This window comes from Actinophytocola sp. (genome assembly GCF_035942955.1).
GTDB lineage: Bacteria > Actinomycetota > Actinomycetes > Mycobacteriales > Pseudonocardiaceae > DASYTH01.
Window position 1 is genome coordinate 1 of record NZ_DASZCQ010000243.1, and the last position, 19,870, is coordinate 19,870.

20 protein-coding genes are annotated in these 19,870 nt (G+C 72.2%); 8 read left to right on the top strand and 12 right to left on the bottom strand.

The genetic code is table 11. The annotated features are described in order from the left end of the window. The 3 genes from VGX25_RS25170 to VGX25_RS25180 form a co-directional block, all read right to left on the bottom strand. A partial coding sequence (locus tag VGX25_RS25170) for an ABC transporter ATP-binding protein (protein ID WP_326920369.1) occupies positions 1-393 on the bottom strand: 393 nt, incomplete at its 3' end. A 429-nt stretch (positions 394-822) separates the two neighbouring features. Then, positions 823-1,164, bottom strand: a complete 342-nt coding sequence (locus VGX25_RS25175; protein WP_326920370.1) for an MmcQ/YjbR family DNA-binding protein — start codon at positions 1,162-1,164, stop codon at positions 823-825. A gap of 5 nt (positions 1,165-1,169) precedes the next feature. Then, on the bottom strand, positions 1,170-4,232 hold the full coding sequence (locus VGX25_RS25180; protein ID WP_326920371.1) for an AAA domain-containing protein: 3,063 nt from the start codon (positions 4,230-4,232) through the stop codon (positions 1,170-1,172). Positions 4,233-4,575: 343 nt separating this feature from the next. On the opposite strand from VGX25_RS25180, the gene VGX25_RS25185 reads away from it, so the two are divergent. Together VGX25_RS25185 and VGX25_RS25190 are read left to right on the top strand one after the other, a co-directional pair. Next, the gene (locus tag VGX25_RS25185) at positions 4,576-5,298 is read left to right on the top strand and encodes a hypothetical protein (protein WP_326920372.1); all 723 of its coding nucleotides are present in this window, start codon (positions 4,576-4,578) and stop codon (positions 5,296-5,298) included. A 22-nt stretch (positions 5,299-5,320) separates the two neighbouring features. Continuing rightward, complete coding sequence (locus VGX25_RS25190; RefSeq protein ID WP_326920373.1) at positions 5,321-6,418, top strand: hypothetical protein; 1,098 nt, start codon at positions 5,321-5,323, stop codon at positions 6,416-6,418. Here VGX25_RS25190 and VGX25_RS25195 read toward each other — a convergent pair. The 6 genes from VGX25_RS25195 to VGX25_RS25220 all read right to left on the bottom strand — a co-directional run bounded on the left by VGX25_RS25195 (position 6,402) and on the right by VGX25_RS25220 (position 10,020). Then, positions 6,402-7,187 (bottom strand): MOSC domain-containing protein, encoded by a 786-nt coding sequence (locus VGX25_RS25195; protein WP_326920374.1) that lies wholly within the window; start codon positions 7,185-7,187, stop codon positions 6,402-6,404. The genes VGX25_RS25190 and VGX25_RS25195 overlap by 17 nt on opposite strands. Positions 7,188-7,352: 165 nt before the next feature. After that, positions 7,353-7,709 (bottom strand): hypothetical protein, encoded by a 357-nt coding sequence (locus tag VGX25_RS25200; protein ID WP_326920375.1) that lies wholly within the window; start codon positions 7,707-7,709, stop codon positions 7,353-7,355. A gap of 5 nt (positions 7,710-7,714) precedes the next feature. Further along, entirely contained in the window at positions 7,715-8,533 is an 819-nt protein-coding gene (locus VGX25_RS25205) for a hypothetical protein (protein WP_326920376.1), read from the bottom strand. A gap of 7 nt (positions 8,534-8,540) precedes the next feature. After that, positions 8,541-9,242: a hypothetical protein gene (locus tag VGX25_RS25210; protein WP_326920377.1), complete on the bottom strand. Its 702-nt coding sequence runs from the start codon at positions 9,240-9,242 to the stop codon at positions 8,541-8,543. Continuing rightward, positions 9,239-9,562: a hypothetical protein gene (locus tag VGX25_RS25215; protein WP_326920378.1), complete on the bottom strand. Its 324-nt coding sequence runs from the start codon at positions 9,560-9,562 to the stop codon at positions 9,239-9,241. Before VGX25_RS25215 ends, VGX25_RS25210 begins: the two co-directional genes overlap by 4 nt. A gap of 5 nt (positions 9,563-9,567) precedes the next feature. Next, positions 9,568-10,020 (bottom strand): YbaB/EbfC family nucleoid-associated protein, encoded by a 453-nt coding sequence (locus tag VGX25_RS25220; protein WP_326920379.1) that lies wholly within the window; start codon positions 10,018-10,020, stop codon positions 9,568-9,570. 135 nt (positions 10,021-10,155) lie between these two features. Here VGX25_RS25220 and VGX25_RS25225 point away from each other — a divergent pair, with 135 nt between their 5' ends. Then, positions 10,156-11,772, top strand: coding sequence for an FAD-dependent monooxygenase (locus VGX25_RS25225; RefSeq protein ID WP_326920380.1), 1,617 nt, complete (start codon positions 10,156-10,158; stop codon positions 11,770-11,772). Here the strand turns inward: VGX25_RS25225 and VGX25_RS35780 are convergent. Next, positions 11,724-12,182, bottom strand: a complete 459-nt coding sequence (locus VGX25_RS35780; protein ID WP_414635957.1) for a non-reducing end alpha-L-arabinofuranosidase family hydrolase — start codon at positions 12,180-12,182, stop codon at positions 11,724-11,726. The two genes, VGX25_RS25225 and VGX25_RS35780, sit on opposite strands and share 49 nt — an antisense overlap. Continuing rightward, entirely contained in the window at positions 12,095-12,577 is a 483-nt protein-coding gene (locus VGX25_RS25230; protein WP_326920381.1) for a hypothetical protein, read from the bottom strand. The genes VGX25_RS35780 and VGX25_RS25230 overlap by 88 nt, the downstream gene beginning before the upstream one ends. 131 nt (positions 12,578-12,708) lie before the next feature. Here VGX25_RS25230 and VGX25_RS25235 point away from each other — a divergent pair, with 131 nt between their 5' ends. The 5 genes from VGX25_RS25235 (at position 12,709) to VGX25_RS25255 (ending at position 18,973) form a co-directional block, all read left to right on the top strand. Continuing rightward, positions 12,709-15,009 carry a WD40/YVTN/BNR-like repeat-containing protein gene (locus VGX25_RS25235; RefSeq protein WP_326920382.1) on the top strand — a complete coding sequence of 767 codons (2,301 nt, stop codon included), beginning with the start codon at positions 12,709-12,711 and terminating at the stop codon, positions 15,007-15,009. A 109-nt stretch (positions 15,010-15,118) separates the two neighbouring features. Beyond that, complete coding sequence (locus tag VGX25_RS25240; protein ID WP_326920383.1) at positions 15,119-15,850, top strand: carbohydrate ABC transporter permease; 732 nt, start codon at positions 15,119-15,121, stop codon at positions 15,848-15,850. Beyond that, positions 15,850-17,112 (top strand): sugar ABC transporter substrate-binding protein, encoded by a 1,263-nt coding sequence (locus VGX25_RS25245; RefSeq protein ID WP_326920384.1) that lies wholly within the window; start codon positions 15,850-15,852, stop codon positions 17,110-17,112. The genes VGX25_RS25240 and VGX25_RS25245 overlap by 1 nt, the downstream gene beginning before the upstream one ends. Next, positions 17,109-18,110: an ABC transporter ATP-binding protein gene (locus tag VGX25_RS25250; protein WP_326920385.1), complete on the top strand. Its 1,002-nt coding sequence runs from the start codon at positions 17,109-17,111 to the stop codon at positions 18,108-18,110. Before VGX25_RS25245 ends, VGX25_RS25250 begins: the two co-directional genes overlap by 4 nt. Then, on the top strand, positions 18,107-18,973 hold the full coding sequence (locus VGX25_RS25255; RefSeq protein ID WP_326920386.1) for a sugar ABC transporter permease: 867 nt from the start codon (positions 18,107-18,109) through the stop codon (positions 18,971-18,973). Before VGX25_RS25250 ends, VGX25_RS25255 begins: the two co-directional genes overlap by 4 nt. Here VGX25_RS25255 and VGX25_RS25260 read toward each other — a convergent pair. After that, positions 18,926-19,807: a hypothetical protein gene (locus VGX25_RS25260; RefSeq protein ID WP_326920387.1), complete on the bottom strand. Its 882-nt coding sequence runs from the start codon at positions 19,805-19,807 to the stop codon at positions 18,926-18,928. The two genes, VGX25_RS25255 and VGX25_RS25260, sit on opposite strands and share 48 nt — an antisense overlap. Between the last annotated feature and the right edge of the window lie 63 nt (positions 19,808-19,870).

Consider the following 19,870-nt stretch of genomic DNA (forward strand, 5'->3'; position numbering starts at 1 on the left):
CTGCAGCCCGGTCATCTCCAGCTTCTCCAGCACGATCCGCCGGATCTCCGCCTCGGACTTCTTGGTGTGCTCCCGCAACGGAAACGCCACGTTGTCATACAGGTTCATCGACCCGAACAACGCACCATCCTGAAACAGCACCCCGAACAGCTTGCGCGTCTGGTAAAGCTGATGCTCCGAGCAGGAACATAGGTCGACACCGTTCACGAGAATTCGTCCGGTATCCGGCTTGAGCAACCCGATCAGACATTTCAGGAATACCGATTTCCCGGTGCCGGACGGGCCGAGCATCACGCTGACCTCACCCGGCGGCAGCGTCAGCGTGACGTCCCGCCAGATGGTCTGCCGGCCGAACGATTTGGTCAGGCCCTCGACGACGACCTCGACCCCCATCCGCACCCCTCCCGCGACGAAGTCGAAAATTGCCCCGTAACCTCAGGCCGCCGCCGTCGTTGTTACTGGCGGGTAGGCTAACTTTCGCACAATCGCAAGGCAAGAGTCGGCCGCCGAACCTCCGATTTATTGAGTCCCACTGACAATTCCGGCTCGCGCTTTTATCACGCCGGCGCAAAATCGGACGCCGCCACCGGGGCGGCTTTCGGGCCGCCGTCGCGGGTTCCGGTAGCCCCCGGGTCGGCCAGGGGTGGGATCACCAGGTCTGCGGACGTTCGGGATCGGATGGCGCCCTGGCCGAACGTGGCGATCCGTGCCGGGGGCTGGTGCGCTGCGGGTCGCGGAGCCGGAACCGGCGGCGCGCCGCGCGCAGCGCGGCCGTTGGTTCTCGCGTGGCGACCTTGGCGACGCTCCCCGGCCCTGCCCGGGTCAGCCGAGCGGGTGCTCGTCGATGAGGTGCTGCGGGGCGGACAGCCGCCACGCCTCGTAGACCAGCTCGCCGAGCTCGTCGGCGTCGATCTTCTCCAGGTACACCACGACCCAGCCGAAGCCGCCCGCGGTGAACTGCACCTCGAACACGTCCGGCCGCTCGGACACCAACGCCAGCTGCTCGGACAACGTCTGCTTCAGACCCACCGTCTGCGTCCGCGGCCAGTGGTACCCGAACCGCTTACCCGCCACGCTGAACGACGTGTAGTCCCGCGCCTGCCCGCGCTCCACCCCGGCAAGCTCGTCCACCATCCGCAAGAACTGTCCACTGGACACACCCACGCCGCTCATTCTTGCGCGAGGGCCCGCCGCACCCGGTCGACGGCGGCCGCCGGGTCGAGGTAGACCTGCCAGCCCGGCACCCGCACCACCCGCCAGCCGAGCCGCCGCACGTTGTCGTCGCGAATGGCCGACTGACGCTGGATCCGGCCGCGCGGATCGCCGCCGGGGAACTCGTCGACCTCGATGTCGATCCGTTCACCGCCGGGCGCGGTCATCGTGATCGCCAGCGGGTACCCCTCGTCGACCCCGCCGAGACCGGCCGGCAGGCCGACCGCGACCAGCGCGGCGTGCAGCGACCTCACCGCGTCGCTGGCGGTCGGGTCCCGGTGGGCGGCGCGCTCGGTCGCCGCCGCGGCCAGGCCGAGCAGGGTGGCCGCCTTGGCGCGCCCCAGCTCGGCCCGGTTGCCGAACACCACCAGGTGCCTCCTGGCCCGGCTGACCGCAACGTTGATCAGGTTGCGTTCACTTTCCAACCAGGAGACCGTTCCGGGCAGCGCGCCGGGCGCGATGACCGTGGAGAACAGGATCGTGTCGCACTCGCCGCCCTGGAAGGTGTGCGCCGTGCCGATCCGCACGCCGTCCAGCATTGCCCCACCGTGCCGCCTGACCAGCTGGCGGATCTTTGCCGCCTGGGCGCGAAACGGGGTGACCACCCCCACCCGGTCCGGCGGCAGGCTCGACTCCAGCAGCCAGTCGACCACGGCCGCGGCCTCGGCGGCGTTGACCGCGCTGCCGGTCGGTCCCCGCTCGGTGCGGCCGTCGACCTCCCGCCATTCCAGCCCCCGCGCGGGATCGTCCGCCCGGTCCACGGCGGTGAGCACGACGAGCCGGTTGTCGTAGAACTGGGCGTTGCAGAACTGGATGATCTCCGGATGGCACCGGTAGTGCTCGTCCAGCAGCAACGGCTCCGGCCGGAACCGGGCGGCGAACGCGGTGAACGCCGAGTCCTCGCCGTAGGTGTGGTGGGCCGCGACCAGCGCCTCGTGCGTGGTGCCCGCCGCCGCGGCGAGGGCACGCAGTTCCTCGCCGTGCGCGGTGACCACCGGGGACAGCTGGTGCGGATCGCCGACGATCACCAGCCGGCGCGCCCGGTAGGCCAGCGGCAGGACCTGCGCGAGGTTGCACTGGCTGGCCTCGTCGATCACCACGAGGTCGATCAGACCGGCCCGGCAGTCGAAGTTCGGCCGGGTCGACAGCGCGCTGGTGGCCCACCCCTTGACCTGGGCCATGACCCGGGCGAGCGCCTCCCTTCCCGACAGCTCCCTGGTGAGCACGTCGGCCAGCTCGAGCATGGCCGCGCCGGCCGACGTGACGCCGTCGCGGATCCGGTTGCGCACCGCGGCCACGGACGCGGCCCGCCATCGCCGGCCGGTCCGGCGGTGCTCCTCGAGCAGATCCGGCGGCGTGGAACGCTGAAAGAGGGTCAGATTCCGGCCGGCCCTGTCGACCGCGGCCTCCGCGTCCACCCAGGCCCGGACATCGCCGGCGGTCGCCACCGGGTTGGTGATCCCGGCGAGGTCCAGCAGGCGCCGGGTGCGCCGCCGGCGCAACCATCCCCACCAGGTGCGCTCCGCCCGCACCGCCCGGGGCCGGAGTGCCGCCGGCGGCACGGCGAGCCGCGGTGGTTGGTCACTGCCCCAGAGCCAGGACCGTGCCCGTGCGCGCCCGCGGGCGGCCTCGAGCACCGCCTGTCCCACCTCCGCGTGCTGCTGCAGCAGATGCGTGGTCAGGTGCCGGGCGTGGGTCGTCTCCGGCAGGGTGGGCCCGGCCGGGTCGGCCGCACGGTCGGAGGCGGCGGCGACCAGCTGGCGAAGCCGCGCGCCGAGCTGCTGCCGCTTGTCGGCATTGCCGGTGCGCAGCACGAGGGCCTCGTCCACGGTGCGGGCCTTGTTGTCGATCACATCGTCGATCGGGGTGTTGTTGGTGGAGGACAGCAGCACCGATTCGCCGCGCAGCCAGGCGTCGGCCATGATCGCCGTGACGGTCTGGCTCTTGCCGGTCCCGGGCGGTCCGGTGATCACCGTCAGCGGCGCGGTCGCCGCGGTCGCCAGCGCGATCTCCTGAGCGTCGTTGAGGGTCACCGCGGACGATCCCGGAAGCGCGGCCGGCGCAACGGGGGCGTCCTCGAACAGGAACCGGGCGGCGCTGTTGCGCCAGTCGGTCGCTCGGACCATCCACTCGAGATCCCTGATCAGGTTTCGCGTCGCCGCATCCAGCGTGCCCTTGAACGCCATGGCCAGGTTGAACACGCCGACCTCCTGCGGCCGCCACGGATCACCCAGCCGGCCGAGGTCGAGCAGGCCGGTCGGATCGAGCGGGGCGAGCGGGACCCCCAGCGCGGTGAGCAGCCCGCTGGCCACCGAGGTCACGGCGGCCGCCTGGCCGAAGCCGACCACCCCGCCGGCGATGGTGGCCGCCGCCGCCCGCAACGCCTCCGCCGGAAACCACGGCATGCCGAGCAGACCCATGTTGACCCGGGGCGGCTCCTCGTTGACCGGCACCGTCTCCCCGTCCGGGCGGGGCTCGTCGAGCCGGCGGACGAACAGCGGGGCGACGAAGGGCACGCGGCGCTCCTCATCGAGCACCACCACGGTCGGCCAGCCGTAGAACACGCCTTCCAGTGGTTCCAGCCCCGCAAACAACCGCAGCAGCTCGGGCAGCGGCGGCAGGGTGAGATCGTTGCCGCACAGCACGGTCTCCGCCGGCAGCGGCAGCACCGACCAGCGGCCGCGGTCCTTCAAGGGCACCGGCGCGACCAGCGACTCCCGCAGCACGCAGGACAGCAGATACTCGACCAGCGTGGACCATTCCGACCGCGCGGCCACAGCGCGTTCGGGAACCCGGGCGCGGTGGTTCGCCCGCTCGACCGCCGGCCCCAAGGAATTCGCCGACCCGGTGCCGCAGGCCAGGCACACGATGTCCCATTGACCATTGCCCAGCGGTTTTCCGAGAACGTCGAAACCGACCGCGAGGCGCTTGCCGCACCGGCTGCATTGGTTGGGATACTTCGCCGAAAAGTGGCGATAGTCCTCATAACCCGGCAGACGCGCGGTGCGTCCGACCCCCATCGGCGGCTCCATTTAGTTGGTTCGACGATCACGGCCAGACGACCACTATAGGCCACGCGGTCGGCTGGGCCGCGGCGGCGCCGGGTTCGGCAAGCCCGGCCGGCCGTTGCCCGTTCGGGAATTGGTTTTATGACCGCCCGGTGGTTCGGGCGGGCGTGCGCGCGGAGTGCTCGTCTGGTCAGGTGGATATATGCGGGCAACCGAGAAGGGCGCGGAAACGCCTTCGGATGTGCCGCGAGGGCGGCCGGTGGCCGGCCGGCACACGGGTTTGCTCGGGCTTCAGCGGTCCGCGGGAAATGCCGCGGTGGCGGAGTGGGTGTCCCGTGCCCGGGGGAGCGTGCCGGTGCAGCGGGACGGTCTCGCCGACGGCCTGCGGTCGCTGCTCACCGGAGACCGGGTCGATCATCCCGTGGTGCAGCGCGACCTGGTGGGACGCCTGCACACGCTGCTCAGCCCACCAGGTCGGGCCAGGCTCGGCCGGATCCTGCGGCTGGTGCGGTCCGCTTCGGTCGGTCAACGGACGGCCGTGCTGAACCATCACGGGTTGATGACACTGATCGGCACCACCCTCATCCCCCGGCATGCCACGGCCGTCGCCTCCGCACTGCTCCGCGGGCTGCTCAGGTGGGCCAATCCGACCGGCAACGACTTCTACCGGTACTTCGCGATGGGAGTGGGCAATCTTCCGGCCTCGCCGGCGACCACGATGAACTGCTGGGAGAGCATCATGTACGCCGCCTATCTCGTCGGCGCGGTCAGCGCCGACTACATCCGGCAGTTCTACCTCGCGGCACTGACCGATCCGAATCCCACGGCGGCGGCCTACGCGCTGCTCGGCTGGGGTCCCGGCCTACCCACGTACGATCGCGCCGCTGGACGCATACCCCGAACGGGTATGTTGGTGTTCTACCAGACCGGTGGCGCCCATCCGGGCCATGTGGCCATCTACATGGGCAATGGCAAGGTGACGAGCCTGTGGAACGAGCCGCGCGGCATCCACCGCGTGCAGGAGATCAGGATCCGCGACCTGCCGGGCACGATCACCTTCCGGGATCCGCCGTGGTGAGCGCGTGGGCCAGGATGAGGCCATGAGCATCCCGGGTGACATCCGGCTGCGGCAGGTGACCTTCCTGTCCTGGGACGACCCCCTGCCCGTCACCGTCGGCCCGAGCGGGCCGGCACCCGGGTCGGGGGCCATCGAGATCCCCGGGTCGCGGCAGACTCCCACGCGCACCTGGCTGGAGCCCACCGCCGGCCCGGCCGGTGTCGCCGGCCGGATCGTGGACCCCGACGGCACGGCCCGGCCCGTTGCGCTCGGACCGGACGGCGGGTTGGTGGCACTGCCCGCGCCCCCGTCGGCGGTTGCGCCCCGCGCCGGCGGCGTATGGGCGCTGACCGAGGAGTCGCTCACCGGGGTCGACGCCGACGGTTCCGTCGCCGTGCGCACCGGGTTCGGCGGCGTCCGCCTGATCCCCGCCGCCGGCGACGCGGTCTGGCTCCTCGGCTCGGACACGTGCCGGCACATCGCCGGCGACGGAACCGTGACCGCCCAGGCGCCCTGGTCCGACCCGTTCAACGCCGCCGTCGCCGGTGCGGACCTGTGCGGTTGGGAACCCGGCAATCCCACCGGCATGGTGTGCGTCGCCCCCGACGGAACCCGGGGCCACCGCGATCCGGGCCGCACCCGCGAAGCCTTCGAGCGGCTACTTGCCTTCGGTGAGACCGGAATCGTCACCGCCCTGCTGCGCACCCTGGTGTACCGGGACCCGTCCCGAAGCACCGCGCTGGCGTTGACCGGTGCCGGGCTGACCTCGGCGGGCCAGCCGTTCCTGGCCGGTGAGCACGACGGCCGGCCGTGGCTGTGGCGCGCCGGCGCGCCGCCCCTCCCGCTGCCCGCCGAGGGGCGTGGTCAGGTCCTGCAGGTCGCGGGCGACCGCGTCCTGGTCCGCGCCGGTGAGGTGGCCACCTGGTGGGAGGGTGACGTGCCCGTCCGCAAGTTCCCCGCCGACGAGCTCACCTTCCGCGACGAGATCTTCCCCGCGGCATGGCTGGTGAGCCCGCCATTCCCGTTCTCAGCCGGCCCCGACGGCTCCATCGTGGTCGCCGCGTCCGGCCCCACGGGCATCGCCGTCCTCACCCTTCGGTGGCCGCCCAACGGAACGGGAGTTGCTAACGCCAGGCGGTGACGGTGACGGGGTCGTGGAGGGCGATGCGGCCCGGGGTGAGGACGCCGGCCTTGAGGCCGAAGCTGACGCCATCGGGTTCGCGGCGGTAGTCGGCGAGGGTGCGCAGGGGTTCGGGCCCCCGGCGGTGGCCGGTGGTCTGGTCGATGGTGGTCACGGCACAGCGGATGGCCAGCTCGCCGAAGCCGAGCACGGTGGCGCCGACGGTCATGCGGTGAACGCGGTCTTCGGTGTGCGGGTCGGGCCAGGCGGTGATCACGAGGTTGGGACGGAACCTGCTCATCGGAACGGGGGTGGCGCCGCGGCGCTCGATCCGGGTGTTGAGGCGGTCCAGCGACGACTCGGAGGTGATCAGCAGGGCGGTGGGGTCGGGGCGCCGGGCGCGGGCGGCGCGTGCGGGTTCACGCACGAGACGAACGGGTCTGGCCAGCAGGTCGGACAGCCACGTCGCGACGTCGTCACCCTGATCGATGCCGGTGCCGGGCCACTTCTCGACGTCGACGCGGCGGACGGGGCCGTCCGGGTCGACGTCCACGGTGAGATCGTCGGCTCCGGGGGCGCTGAGAGCCAGCGTGGCGCCACCGTGCGCGAGCCGGGCCGCAACGGTCGCCAGGCGGGGCGCCGCGCCCTGCCAGACGGTCGCCCCGTCCGTCCCCACGACCGCGAACAGCCGGTCGTCGGGCGGCCCGATCATGGTGACCTCGATCTGCTCCACGCTGATCCCACCGCATCCCTTGATCGGGTAGTACATCAACGCGGAAACGAAAGCCACACAACCAAAATACCCGCTGTGGTGGCCGGGTGGTCGCATGAACTCACCGTGGGGGCGGGCCGGTCACAGTCGCGTGTGGACAGTCAGGAGCGGCCAGGCTCCGGTGTCATGCACACTGATCGACGGATGGTCGTCAGCGACGACCGTCGTCGTACCGCTCCACGGTCAGCGGCTGTGGCCGTTGTCCGGGGTGAGGACGCCGCGGATGAGGGCGGCGAGGTCGCGGAGCCAGGCGGCGGCGGCGGTGTCGGAGGTTTCGTCGTCCAGGACCCAGTTGCCGTCGACGGCCACCATCGTCGCCAGGGTGCCGGGGGGCGGGGGATCGGCCAGCAGGGCCTCGATGGCCTCGGCCTGCCGCCGCACGGTCCGTGGGTTGATCTGCATCATCCGGACCAGTTCCGCACGCACCTCGTCCAGGCCGTCCGAGTCGGCAACGTAGCCGCGCAGGAACGAGCGGACCTGATCGATCGCCGGTGGGCGTGGTCGGTTCGCATAGGCGCGCAGCTTGTCAGGGACGTCCATGGCGATCAGGGTAGTCCGGACGGATACGCGGTGACGACCATGACGCCCGGCGGGTCGCCGGGGACGAGGCGCAGGCGCACCGTGACGTAGCTGGTCTGCGCGTAGTGCGCGTTCCGCGGGCCGGATCCGTGCATGCCGTCGTTGTAGAACCCTTCCCCGACACGATGTCCGGCGTCGAAGGTTCCCTCGAACTGGCCGTTCAGCGCCAGTTCGCTGCGGATGTCGTCCCAGTTGGCCCGAACGTAGTCGTTGACCGTGCGGTTCATGGTCGACTCGTCGGTCCAGCGGTACGACCAGTTCTCCGGGCGGTTCCACGGCGGGTCGCCGTAGATCCGGCCCTCGATCGTCCGATCGCCGGGCGGGGCGTCGCCCCGGTTCAGCGGCACGTCGGGGCCGTGGCGCTCGACGGTGTGCGCACCGTCGCCCGCGTGGGCGGCATCGTTCTGGCCGATGTTCAGCCGGGGCGGCTCCTCGCCAAGGCCGTTGTAGGTGTCGATGGCCTCGCGCACCGCGAGCTCGGCCTCGGCGGCTTCGACCCGGGCGGCGGCCTGCTCCGGGGTTTCCCCCGGGCGGGGCGTCGGATCGAGATCCTGACGCAGCTCGGCGGTGCTGGGGGCGGTCGGTTGGCCGGCGCCGGCGCTGCCCGGCCGGGCCTGCTCGAACAGGGTCTGGGTGCCGGTCTGCGCGCTCGTGATCCCGTTGCCCGCGTCGATGGAGCCGTGCTGCTGCGACGGCCGCCCGCTGGTGGAGTCGCCGCCGCCGGGCCGCCCGGTGGTGGTGTCCCCGCCGTCGCCGCCGCCCGGCCTTCGTGGTCTCGGTGGCATCGCCGCCCTACCCGTTGAGGAGCTTGCTGAGGTTCTGCAGGCTGTTGATCAGGGCCGTGGTGTAGACCAGGATGCGTCCGGCCCACTTGACGACCGCCGCGGCGATCTGCGAGGCGATCACCGGGATGGTCACCACGAAGATCGCCTCGACCGCCCACACGATCACCCTGGCCACCAGGTCGGCGATCAGGTCACGGACGATCTCGCGAGTCAGCTCGACCAGGCCGCCGGCGCCCTCGGTGGCCACCGCCATCGCCGCCGAGATCGCCCCGAGGCCGCCGATCGCCTCGGCGTTCTTGGCCATCAGAACGCGGTAGGAGTCCGCGGCCGCGCCGTGCCAGTCCGGCACGTCCTCGTTGACGTGCGAGCCGAGGTCGGTGGCCATGGACTGCAGCTCCCTGGCCATGTTGTTCCACGTCGCGGCATGGGACCGGACCACGTCCGGCTTGCCGGTCAGCTCGTCGAGAACCTGGCGCAGCGGCTCGAAGTACTCCATGGCCCAGCCCAACCCGTTGGCCAGCAACGCGCTGAACGGGTCCATCACCGTCGCCGCGACCTCGACCCCCAGCGCCGCCCCGGCCAGCGCGTCGTCGACCCAGCCCTCGCTCCTGATCGCGTCGACCAGACCCTCGATGCTGTCCGCGAGACCGGACCCGGTCCACACCTCGCGGGACGACTCCACCGGGGCGACGAGCGAGCCGTCGGTCATCTTCCCTCCGTCACGCCGGCACCGGCCCTGCGGAGCAGGTCGGCGGCGCCACTGTCCATGGCCTCATAGACGTCCGCGGTCAAGCCCAGTTCCGCCACGACGAGCTCGAGGTTCTCCTCGCCGTACGCGAACAGCTCGTCCTGCTTGGCGTGCCGGCCCTCCAGCACGGCGGAGATCCACCCGCACAGCAGCCCGTACGCCTGATCATCCTGCGCGATGTGCGCGCTCGCGGACTTCACCGCGCCGAACCGCGCCTTCACCGCGTCCACGTTGCGCGCGTGCGCCCGCAACTGCTCGACCTCGACGTCGAATCCGTCCATCGTGCTCACCTCCGCCCGAGATGCGAGCGCGTGTCGAAGTCTTCCTCCTCGTCGCCGGGGCCGGTGGCGCGCTGCGGCGCCGGCCCGCCCCGCAACTGCCGCCCCACCCGCTCCGCGATCTCCCGCGCCGCCGGCGACTCGGTCCCCACCGTCTCCGCGATGATCTCCTGGGACCGATCGGCCACCTTGCTCCGCGCCTCCCCGATCGTGGCCATGATCGTCCGGGCGACGACGTCCGGCGCCACCCGGTGGATGCGGTCGGTCAGCCGCAGGTCCACCAGCCCACCGGTCGAGTCGACCGTCACCTCGGCCAAGCCGGTCGGGTCGCTCGCGCTCACCCGGACGCTCTGCAACCGGTCGCTCATCTCCTGCGTGTCGGCGGCCAGCTTGTCGATGCGCCCCTTCCACGCCAGCAACCGCTCACGCGCGCCGTCCGGATCAAGAATGCCGCCGTCCACAGTCCTCCCGATCCGACCTCCACCGCCAACTCGCCTCGCAGTCTAGCCAGCCAGCACGGCCGCTCGGGCCGAAACGGCCGACCATCCCGTAGCCTCCGTAGCGGAGCCCGGCGCCGCGGCGAAGGGGGAGTGGGGATGGATGCTCGGCGCGTTCCGGTCCTGATCGTCGGTGGCAGCCTGGTCGGGCTGTCGATGTCGGTGTTGCTGGCCGCCCGCGGGGTGCGGCACGTGCTCGTCGAGCGGCACCGCGGCACGGCCATCCATCCCCGTGCCGCGGCGTTCCACCAACGCACCATGGAGATCTTCCGCGAACTCGGGCTGCAGGAGGCGGTGGAGGCCGCCGCGGAGCAGGAGTTCGTGCAGAACGGCGCGATCGTCGCGGTGGAGAGCCTGGCCGGCAAGGAGTTGAAGTACTTCTTCAGCTCGTTCAACGCCGGGGTGGAGCACCTGAGCCCGACCCCGCGGATCTTCCTCACCCAGGTCGGCCTGGAACCGTTGCTCCGCGGGCGGGCCGAGGAGCTGGGCGCCGAGCACCGCTTCGGCACCGAGCTGGTCGACTTCGAGCAACGCGACGACGGCGTCGCCTGCGTCCTGCGGCCGCGCCAGGGCGGCGCGGAGGCGACGGTGCTCGCGCAGTACGTGGTGGCCGCCGACGGGGCGCACAGCGGCGTGCGGCAGCGGCTGGGCATCGACCTGCTCGGCCCCGGCGCGTTCGCCGACTGCGTGACCATCTACTTCCACGCCGACGTCAAGGAGCTGCTCGGCGTGCGCAACCTCAGCGTGGTCTACGTCAACAACCCCGAGCTGCTCGGCTTCTTCCGGTTCTCGATCACCGCCGACTCGGGCTTCCTCGCCGTGTTCGCCACGACCGGACCGGACGGCACGCCGGACCGCCGGGTGGGCCGGGACACGAGCACGGCGAGGTGCATCAACCTGGTCCGCACCGCGCTCGGCGTGCCCGACCTACCCGTGGAGATCGACAACGTGCAGCGCTGGGCGGCCGAGGCCGGCCACGCCGCGCGGTACCGCGCCGGCCGCGTCTTCCTCGCCGGCGACGCCGCGCACGTCATGCCGCCCACCGGCGGGTTCGGCGGCAACACCGGGGTTGCCGACGCGCACAACCTGGCGTGGAAGCTGGCGATGACGCTGGACGGCGTCGCCGGTCCCGGGCTGCTGGACAGCTACGAGGCCGAACGCGCCCCGATCGGCCGGCTGACCACCGAGCAGGCCTACGTGCGCTACGTGCTGCGGGTCGACCCCTCCCTGTCCACCGACGACCTGCCCGCCCAACTGGACGAGCCGTCGATCGAGCTGGGCGCCCTGTACCGCTCCGCCGCTGTCACCGCCGACGACCCGGAACCCGCGCCTTCGCTTGACGATCCGAACCACCCCACCGGCCGAATCGGCGCCCGCGCACCCCACCTGCCGATCGAGCTGGCCGGCCGGCACGCCTCCACTTTGGACCTGGTCGGCCCGGGCTTCACCCTGCTCGCCGCGCCGGACGGCGAGGCGTGGTGCCAGGCCGCGGGCGAGGTGGCCGCGGCCCTGGGGGTGCCGTTGACCGCGCACCGTGTCGCGGGCACCGGTCCGGTGGTCGACCCGACCGGCCGGTTCGCCGCCACCTTCGGGCTCGGCCCGGCGGGTGCCGTGCTGATCCGACCCGACGGCGTGATCGCCTGGCGCGGTGACCACCCGACCGGGGATCACGGCGAGCGGCTGAGCCGCGTCATGTCCGCGCTGTTGAGCCGATGAGTGGGGAAGCCAGCCGCTCGAGGTGGCCGGTCGGCCCGCCTCCACTTTGGACTTGATCGGGCCGGGCCGCACCCTGCTTGGCAAGGTGACGTTGCTGGCGCGGGCGAACGGGTTGGACTCGGTGTTGGCAAGGGCGGCCAGGCCCCGTCGAGCCGGTCGGTGGTCCAGGACCGGAAGTGGCGCTTGCCGTCCGAGCCTGTGGCCTTGACGAGGAGCAGGTACTGCTGCTGGCCGCGGATCTTGGAGCACGTTGGCCGCTTCGACAAGGGCGAACCGTTGTCGGTTCCTCGACGACGGCGGCGCGGTGCCGTGGTGAGTGGGCTCAGCGCGGGACCGGCGACGTGGTAGGGCCGGGGGCCGTCGACGAGGGCAGGGTTGCGGGGTCGATGAGGACGAGGTCGATGGTCCACTGGCCCTCGCAGTCGGCGCGGCGCACGAGGGCCTGGCCGGCGGCGGTCGAGCCGGAGGTGAAGAAGACCTCGGCCTCGAAGCCCTCGTTGTCCATGCCGGCCGGGCGGTAGCCGGCGGCGGTCACCGCGTCCTGGATCAGGACCGTGACCTCGTCGAGGGGTTTGGTGGTGATCGCCTGCACGGTGATGTGGCCCGCCGTGGAGACGACGTGCGTGACCGTTCCGATCTTGTCGAAGGACAGCCCGGCCGGCATGAGGGCGGTCTCGGCCGGGGGAGCGGGGCTCGGGGTGGCGCACGCGGAGTTCGCGCCGCCCCCGGACCCGTCCGAGCAGCCCGCAAGAACGACCACCAACGCGAGGGTCGGCACCAGCACACGTTCGACCTTGAGGAGCACCGTAGATCCCGACTTTCTCAGGGGGACGATTCGGACTTCCCGGGTGTTACGGTGGCGGCTCGTCCCCACCCCTGGCCCTGGAGGCTGCCATGGCCCTGCGCACAAGATCCCATATCTCGATTCTGACCGCGATGGCGCTCACGGCCCTCCTGGCCGCCGGTGCCGCCTCCGTCACCGGGTCCGACAGCTCGAACCAGCCGGCCAGGACGGCCGACCCGCTCGGCGCCGAGGAGTGGATGTTCCTGCAGCGGGCCAACCCCGACGGCACCATCCCGGACGCCGCCGTCGCCGAGGCGATCGCGCAGTCGACCCAGATGGGCGTGGCGGCCATGGATTCGCCGTTCAGCGACCAGGTGTGGGCCGAGCTGGGCCCGAGCAACATCGGCGGCCGCATCCGCGACGTCGCCGCCGATCCCACGACCAAGGACGTCGTCTACATCGCCGCCGGCAGCGGCGGACTGTGGCGGACCACCGACGGCGGCGCGACCTTCGTCTCGGTGTGGCCGAGCCAGTTCCCCCAGTCGATGGGCGCGGTCGCGGTCGACTCCAAGGGTGTCGTCTGGGCCGGCTCCGGCGAGCCCGACCACGGCGGCGGCTCGTCGTACTACGGCAAGGGCGTCTACAAGTCGACCGACCGCGGCGCGACGTGGACCAACCTGGGGCTGGCCGACGGCGACACGATCGGCCAGATCGTCATCGACCCGCGCGACGACAACCGGGTGTTCGTCGCCGTCATGGGCGCGCTGCACGACACCATGCCGACCCGCGGGCTGTTCCTGACCGAGAACGGCGGGGCCAGCTGGCGGCGCGTCATCGTCCCGGCCAGCGCCTCCACCGGCGCCATCGACGTGACGATCAACAAGTCCAACCCGGACATCATGCTCGCCACCACCTGGGACAAGATCCGGGACGAGAAGTCGCGCATCTACGGCAAGAACTCCTTCCTCTACCGCTCGACCGACGGCGGCCGCACGTGGGCGAACATCCACAACCCGCCGCTGCCGCAAAGCGTGGACATCGAGGGGCAGCCGGTCACCGCGACCTACGTCGGCCGGATGGGCGTCGACTTCAGCGACAGCGACCCCAACCGCGCCTACCTCATCTCCAGCGCGGCCGGCGGCAACTTCAACGGCTTCTTCACCAGCACGGACGCCGGTGCGACCTGGACCCCGGTCGGGCCGACCTCCGGCGGCACCCTGCAGACCATCAGCGGCGGGTTCGCGTGGTGGTTCGGCCGCGTCTACGTCGACCCGGTCGACCCGCTGCACGTCTTCGTCGCGGGCGTCAGCCTCGCCGAGAGCCTCGACGGCGGCCTGACCTGGACCACCTCGCAAACCGTGCACGCCGACCAGCACGGCCTGGAGTTCGATCCGTTCACGCCGGGCAAGGTGTACCTGGGCAACGACGGCGGCTTCTACTGGTCGACCGAGAACGGCGCCGTGCGCGGCCTGTGGACCAAGACGGCCCGGCTGCCGGTGACGCAGTTCTACGCGATGGACGTCTCGGTCCAGGACGGCTCGCGGGTCAACGCCGGCTCCCAGGACAACGGCTCGCTGAAGTCGTGGGCCAGCGACAACACCGTCAACGGGGACTGGTTCAACTTCGTCGGCGGCGACGGAATGATGAACCGGATCGACCCGACGAACGACCGCAAGTACTACGGCTGCTCGCAGAACGGCGGCTGCCGCGGCTTCGTCGACGGCGTCGGCTTCACGATGACGATCCCCGGCGCGCGCAAGAACTGGGTGGCCCCGCTCGAGTTCGGCGCCGACCCGCGGATCCTGTTCGGTGGCAGCGAGTTCGTCAACCGGATCAACACCGATCCCGGCCAGCGGGTGTGGGAGCGGATCAGCCCGGACCTCACCGAGGGCACCGAGCCCCGCGCCCCCGGCTTCGGCACCGTCACCGCGATCGGCACGACGCCGGCCGACCCCAACCTCGTCTACGCCGGCACCGACAGCGGCCTGATGTGGGTCAGCCGCAACGCGATGGCCGCCGCCGACCAGGTGACCTGGCAGCGGTTGGAGAGCCCGGTCTTCCCGGGCCGCTGGGTCACCCGGATCACCGTCGACCCGCAGAACCCGAGCATCGCGTGGGCCAGCTTCTCCGGCTGGCGCTCCGGTGACCCCTACGCGCACCTGGTCATGACCACCGACGGCGGCCGGACCTGGGAAGACATCGGCGGCCGGCGCATCCCGCAGGCGCCGATCAACGACGTCATCCGCCACCCGTCCAAGAAGTTCTGGCTGTTCATCGCCACCGACGTGGGCGTGTACCGCACGACCAACCTCGGGCGGACCTGGATCAAGGTCGGCGCGAACCTGCCGCTCGTGCCGGTCACCGACATCGACCTGCCGGCCGGCAGCCAGACGCTCTACGCCGCGACCTACGGGCGCAGCGTCTGGACGACCTCGCTCGCCGACGCCGGCTGATCGGGCGCAAACCCTGGCCCGGCAACACACGACGAGACCGCCCCGACGGCCAGCGAGAGCCGTCGGGGCGGTCGCCCTGTCCGCCCTGTTCCTCGCGCCGCTCGTGGTCATGATGCTCGGCTCGGTGCAGCGCCCGCTGCAGCCGCCGCCCGACGGGCTCGACCTGTGGCCCGACCCCGCCGAGTGGTCGAACTACCCGGCCGTGTCGCGGTTCCTGCCGCTCGCCCGGCTGCTGCTGAACTCCGTGCTGCTGGTCGCCGTCGCGGTCCCGGTCACCGTCGTGGTCACCTCGATGGCCGGCCTGGCGATCGTCACGGCCCGCGGCCGGCTGCGCCGCTGGCTGCTCGGCGTCTCGGTGCTCATGCTGCTCGTGCCGGCCGCCGCGCTCTGGGTGCCGCGGGTGGTGCTGCTGCGCGACCTCGGCCTTGCGGACACGCGGCTCACGGTCGCCCTGCTCGCTCTCGCCGGCACGACACCGTTCTACGTGCTGCTGTTCGCGCTGGCCTACTCGCGCATCCCCGCGTCCCTGCTCGAGGCCGCCACGCTGGAGGGCCTGAGCCCGTACGCCGTGTGGCGCAGGGTCGCGCTGCCGCTCGCCCGACCCGCGGCGGTAGCGGTGGCCGCACTGTCCGGGCTGTACTACTGGTCGACGTTCATGGATCCGCTGATCCTGGTGTCGTCGCCGGACCACTGGCCGGTGGCGCTGGGTCTGCGGAGCCTCAGCGAGCTGGAGGCCGCCCTGTACCCGATCTACCTCGCCGCCGCGGTGATCGTGACGGCACCCGCCCTGCTCGCGTTCGGCATCGCCCAACGGTCCTTCTTCTCCTCGGTGGAGCGCTGATGAAACTCACCCTGCTCACGATGGCGGTCCTGCTCACCATGAGCGCCTGCTCGGGTGGGGACGACCCGGGTGTCGGCGCCGGCGCCGCGGGGGGCGCCCCGGCCAAGGTCACCGTGCAGATCGGGGCCGGTCCGGAGGAGGCGGCGGTCTACCAGAGCCTGGTCAAGGCGTACCGGGACGCCGGCGGCGGCGAGGTCGAGCTCGTCACGGTGGGCCGCGGCGACCACCTCACCCGGCTGTCCACGGCGTTCGCCTCCGGCGACGCGCCGGACGTCTTCCTGATCAACTACCGGGAGTACACCCCGTTCGTGCAGCGCGGCGCCGTGGCGCCGATCGGGCCGCTGCTCGAGCAGGCGGGGGTCAAAACGGCCGACTACTACTCCGAGCCGCTGCGCGCGTTCAGCTACAACGGCGCGCTGCAGTGCATGCCGCAGAACATCTCCTCGCTGGTCGTCTACTGGAACCGCGGGATGTTCGCCGAGGCCGGCGTCGCCCCGCCGAAGCCGGGCTGGACCTGGGCCGATTTCGTGGCGACGGCACGGGCCCTGACGACGGACGGGGTCAAGGGGGTCGGCATCGACCCGCAGATCATCCGGATGGCGCCGTTCATCTGGGGCAACGGCGGCTCGATCGTCGACGACGAGGAGAACCCGACCCGCACGACGCTGCACGAGCCCGCGGCCCGCGCCGCGCTGCAGGCCGTCGTCGACCTGATCGCCACCGGGGCGACGCCGACGAAGGAGCAGCTCGCCGCGCAGGACCTGCCCGAGCAGTTCATGACCGGCAAGCTGGCGATGTTCCTGAACTCGCGCGTGGAGGTGCCGGCCCTGCGGGAGCAGCGCGGCCTCGACTTCGACGTCGCCGCGCTGCCCGTCATGGGCAGGCCCGCGTCGATCCTGCACTCCGACGCCTACTGTGTCGCCAACGCCGCCGAGGACAAGGCGGCCGCGGCCAAGTTCGTCGCGTTCGCCGTGGGGCAGCAGGGCCAGACGCTCACCGCCCTCGGCGGGCGCACCGTGCCGTCGCTGCGTTCGGTGGCCACGTCGCCGGCGTTCCTCAGCCCGGACCGCGCGCCGGCGTCGTCGCAGGTGTTCCTCGACGCCATCCCGCACATCAGGCACGTGCCGGTGGTGCCGTCCTGGCCGGAGGTCGAGGACGTGATGGGCACCCAGCTGGAGCGGGCCTTCGCCGACGGCGTTCCGCTCGACGAGGTTCTCGCGGAGATCCGCAAGCAGGCCGACCCGCTGCTGCGGCGTAGATGACCCTGCGGATCGAGGCCGCGCACAAGGAGTTCCGGGCCCGTGGCGGAGCGCGGGTCGTGGCCCTCGACGGGGTCGACCTCGAGGCGAGGTCCGGCGAGCTGCTCGTCGTCGTCGGGCCGTCCGGGTCGGGCAAGTCGACGCTGCTGCGCGCGATCGCCGGGTTGGAGACGCTCGACGCGGGCCGCGTGATGATCGGCGAACGCGAGGTGACCCACGTGCCGGCCGGCCGGCGGGACGTCGCCATGGTGTTCCAGGAGGCCGCGCTGTTCCCCCACCTCGGCGTGGCCGCGAACATCGGCATCGGGGAGCGGGCAAGGGGATCCCGGCGGCGCGCCGTCGCGGCTCGCGTCCGCGAGGTGGCCCGCACCCTCGACATCGCGCACCTGCTCGACCGGATGCCGGCCGAGCTGAGCGGCGGGGAGCGGCAGCGGGTGGCGCTCGCCCGCGCCATGATCCGCGCTCCCCGGGTCTGCCTGCTCGACGAGCCGCTCGCCTCGGTCGACGCCGGCCTGCGGCTGCGGATGCGTGCCGAAATCCGTTCCGTGCAACGGTCTTTGGGCGTGCCGACGGTGCACGTCACGCACGACCAGACCGAGGCGATGGCGCTGGGGGACCGGGTCGCCGTGCTGGCCGCCGGCCGGGTGCTGCAGTGCGCCAGCCCCGCCGAGCTCTACGCGCGGCCGGCGACGGCCGAGGTGGCGCGGATCTTCGGCCCGCTGCCGATGAACCTCCTGCCGGCCGCGGGCGGGGTCGTCGTCGGTGTGCGGCCCGAGCGGGTGCGGGTGTGCGGGACCGACGGTGGTGGCGGTGGCCGGGCCGGGTCGGTCGTGGCGGTCGAGCCGGCCGGGGAGGAGTGCCTCGTCCGCGTCCGGGCCGATGGCGACCTGCTGGCCCGGCTGCCGTGGGCCGACGCCCCACACGTGGGGGAGTGGGTGATCGTGGCCTGGCGACCCGAGGACGAGCACCACTTCGACGCCGTTACGGGCGAGCGGCGATGAAGCGCTTGCCGCTCGCCTTGCCGTACCTGCTGGGGTCGGCGCTGCTCGTCCTCGCCCCGTTCGCGCTGGCCGTCGGCCTCGCCTTCACCGACTACTTCGGCTTCAGGGCCCCGGATTTCACCGGCGCCCGCAACCTGGTCCGGCTGGCTGGCGATCGACCGTTCTGGGCCGCCGTCGGGATCAGCGCGCTCGTCGCCGCCGTCGTGGTGCCGCTGCGGCTCCTCCTCGCGGTCGGCGCCGCGCTCCTCCTCGCCCGGCGCCGCGGCGTTTCCGTTGCCGTCGGCCGGGCCTCCGCCTACCTGCCGTCCACCATCCCGGACGCGGCCTGGGCGTTGCTGTGGCTGTGGATCCTCAACCCGCTCTACGGGCCGCTGCCGGCAGTGCTTGGCATGCTCGGCATTCCGGACCCCGGTTTCCTCACCACGCCGTGGGGAGCGCGCCTCGGCCTTGCGCTCGTCATGGCGTTCCAGGTAGGCGAGGCGTTCATCGTCGCGCTCGCCGCCCGCACCGCGATCCCGGCCCGCCTGCACGAGGCGATCACGATCGAGGGCGGCTCCCCCTGGTTCGCGATGACCCGCGTGACGCTCCCGCTCATGGCCCCCGTCCTGCTCGTCCTCGCGGTCCGCGACACCGTCGTCGTGGTGCAGAACGCCTTCGTGCCGGTCCTGCTGATCACCGGCGGCGGCCCGGCCGGCGCCACCCTCACCGCCCCGCTGCTGATCTACCGCCGCGCGTTCGAGTACGGCGAGCTCGGCTACGCCAGCACGCTGTCGGTGGCCCTGCTCGCGCTCACCGCCGTCGCGGCCGCCCTTCCCCTATGGCTTGCCGCCCGGCTGGCCGCGCGCCACCGATCCCGCGGTTAGCAGCTCGGTGCGCAGCTCATGGCTCTCGTCGGGCAGCCGCGCCTCGTAGTAGATGCGGGTGCGGCCGTCCGGCAGGGCGAGCACGTCGAGGTAGCGGACGTCGATCACGGGGGAGTCCGGGTCGGCGACGAGCCCGTCCCCGGACGGCACGGCGAGGCCGGTCCGCTCGAACCAGTTCTCCTCGGCGGTCGCCCGGCCGTCGTAGCTGGCGCGGCCGTCCGGCAGCACGCTGGTCAGCCGCGCGCCGCGGGCGTCCCAGTGGCCGGCCCGCCCGGTGAGCACCGTGCCGTGCCAGGTCCAGGTGAGCCCGTCGGCGCTGGTGGCGTAGGCGGTGGTCATCCGGTCCTCGGCGCCGGGCACGTCCAGCGGGTGGCGGCACAGCCAGGCGCGCCAGCCGCCGGCGCCGTGCTGGATCACCGGGTCCTTGACGCCGAACGTACCGTCGCCGGTGAACACCGGCCGGACCGGCGCCGTGGCAAGGCCTTCCGGCTCGGCGGCCTCGAGCACACCGACCCACCAGTGCTTGGTGCCGGGTGTCGCGCAGCTGACGTACATCCGCCACAGCCCGGCACGAACCCGGACGATCGCGGCCCGCTCGACCATCGACGCGCCGAGCCGGGCCGGCTCGACGGTGCCGATGATCGTCGCCGCCACGCCGTCCTCCGAGCGTGCGATGACGTTGACGTCGTGGTCGCCGCGGATCCGGTAGGTCAGCACGACGGTGCCGTCGGAGTCGAGGGTGGCGCTCGGGGCGCCGGCCCACTGCTGCGGCCCGCGGCCGGGCGCGGGAGCGACGAGCTTCGCGTCGCCGCGGGGGAGAGGAAAGTCGCGCATGATCACCAGCCTGCGCGGCCGGCGGCCGGTGTGACACTGGCAGCAATGCCAACATGTCGGAAG

Bases quoted from the DNA above. Each gene is read 5' to 3' on its own strand.
- VGX25_RS25250 (WP_326920385.1), top strand. From the start codon at position 17,109: ATGACCCTGCGGATCGAGGCCGCGCACAAGGAGTTCCGGGCCCGTGGC.
- VGX25_RS25255 (WP_326920386.1), top strand. From the start codon at position 18,107: ATGAAGCGCTTGCCGCTCGCCTTGCCGTACCTGCTGGGGTCGGCGCTG.
- VGX25_RS25260 (WP_326920387.1), bottom strand. From the start codon at position 19,807: ATGCGCGACTTTCCTCTCCCCCGCGGCGACGCGAAGCTCGTCGCTCCC.
- VGX25_RS25240 (WP_326920383.1), top strand. From the start codon at position 15,119: ATGATGCTCGGCTCGGTGCAGCGCCCGCTGCAGCCGCCGCCCGACGGG.
- VGX25_RS25200 (WP_326920375.1), bottom strand. From the start codon at position 7,709: ATGGACGTCCCTGACAAGCTGCGCGCCTATGCGAACCGACCACGCCCA.
- VGX25_RS25210 (WP_326920377.1), bottom strand. From the start codon at position 9,242: ATGACCGACGGCTCGCTCGTCGCCCCGGTGGAGTCGTCCCGCGAGGTG.
- VGX25_RS25245 (WP_326920384.1), top strand. From the start codon at position 15,850: ATGAAACTCACCCTGCTCACGATGGCGGTCCTGCTCACCATGAGCGCC.
- VGX25_RS25190 (WP_326920373.1), top strand. From the start codon at position 5,321: ATGAGCATCCCGGGTGACATCCGGCTGCGGCAGGTGACCTTCCTGTCC.
- VGX25_RS25235 (WP_326920382.1), top strand. From the start codon at position 12,709: ATGGCGCTCACGGCCCTCCTGGCCGCCGGTGCCGCCTCCGTCACCGGG.
- VGX25_RS25180 (WP_326920371.1), bottom strand. From the start codon at position 4,232: ATGGGGGTCGGACGCACCGCGCGTCTGCCGGGTTATGAGGACTATCGC.
- VGX25_RS25215 (WP_326920378.1), bottom strand. From the start codon at position 9,562: ATGGACGGATTCGACGTCGAGGTCGAGCAGTTGCGGGCGCACGCGCGC.
- VGX25_RS25205 (WP_326920376.1), bottom strand. From the start codon at position 8,533: ATGCCACCGAGACCACGAAGGCCGGGCGGCGGCGACGGCGGGGACACC.
- VGX25_RS25225 (WP_326920380.1), top strand. From the start codon at position 10,156: ATGGATGCTCGGCGCGTTCCGGTCCTGATCGTCGGTGGCAGCCTGGTC.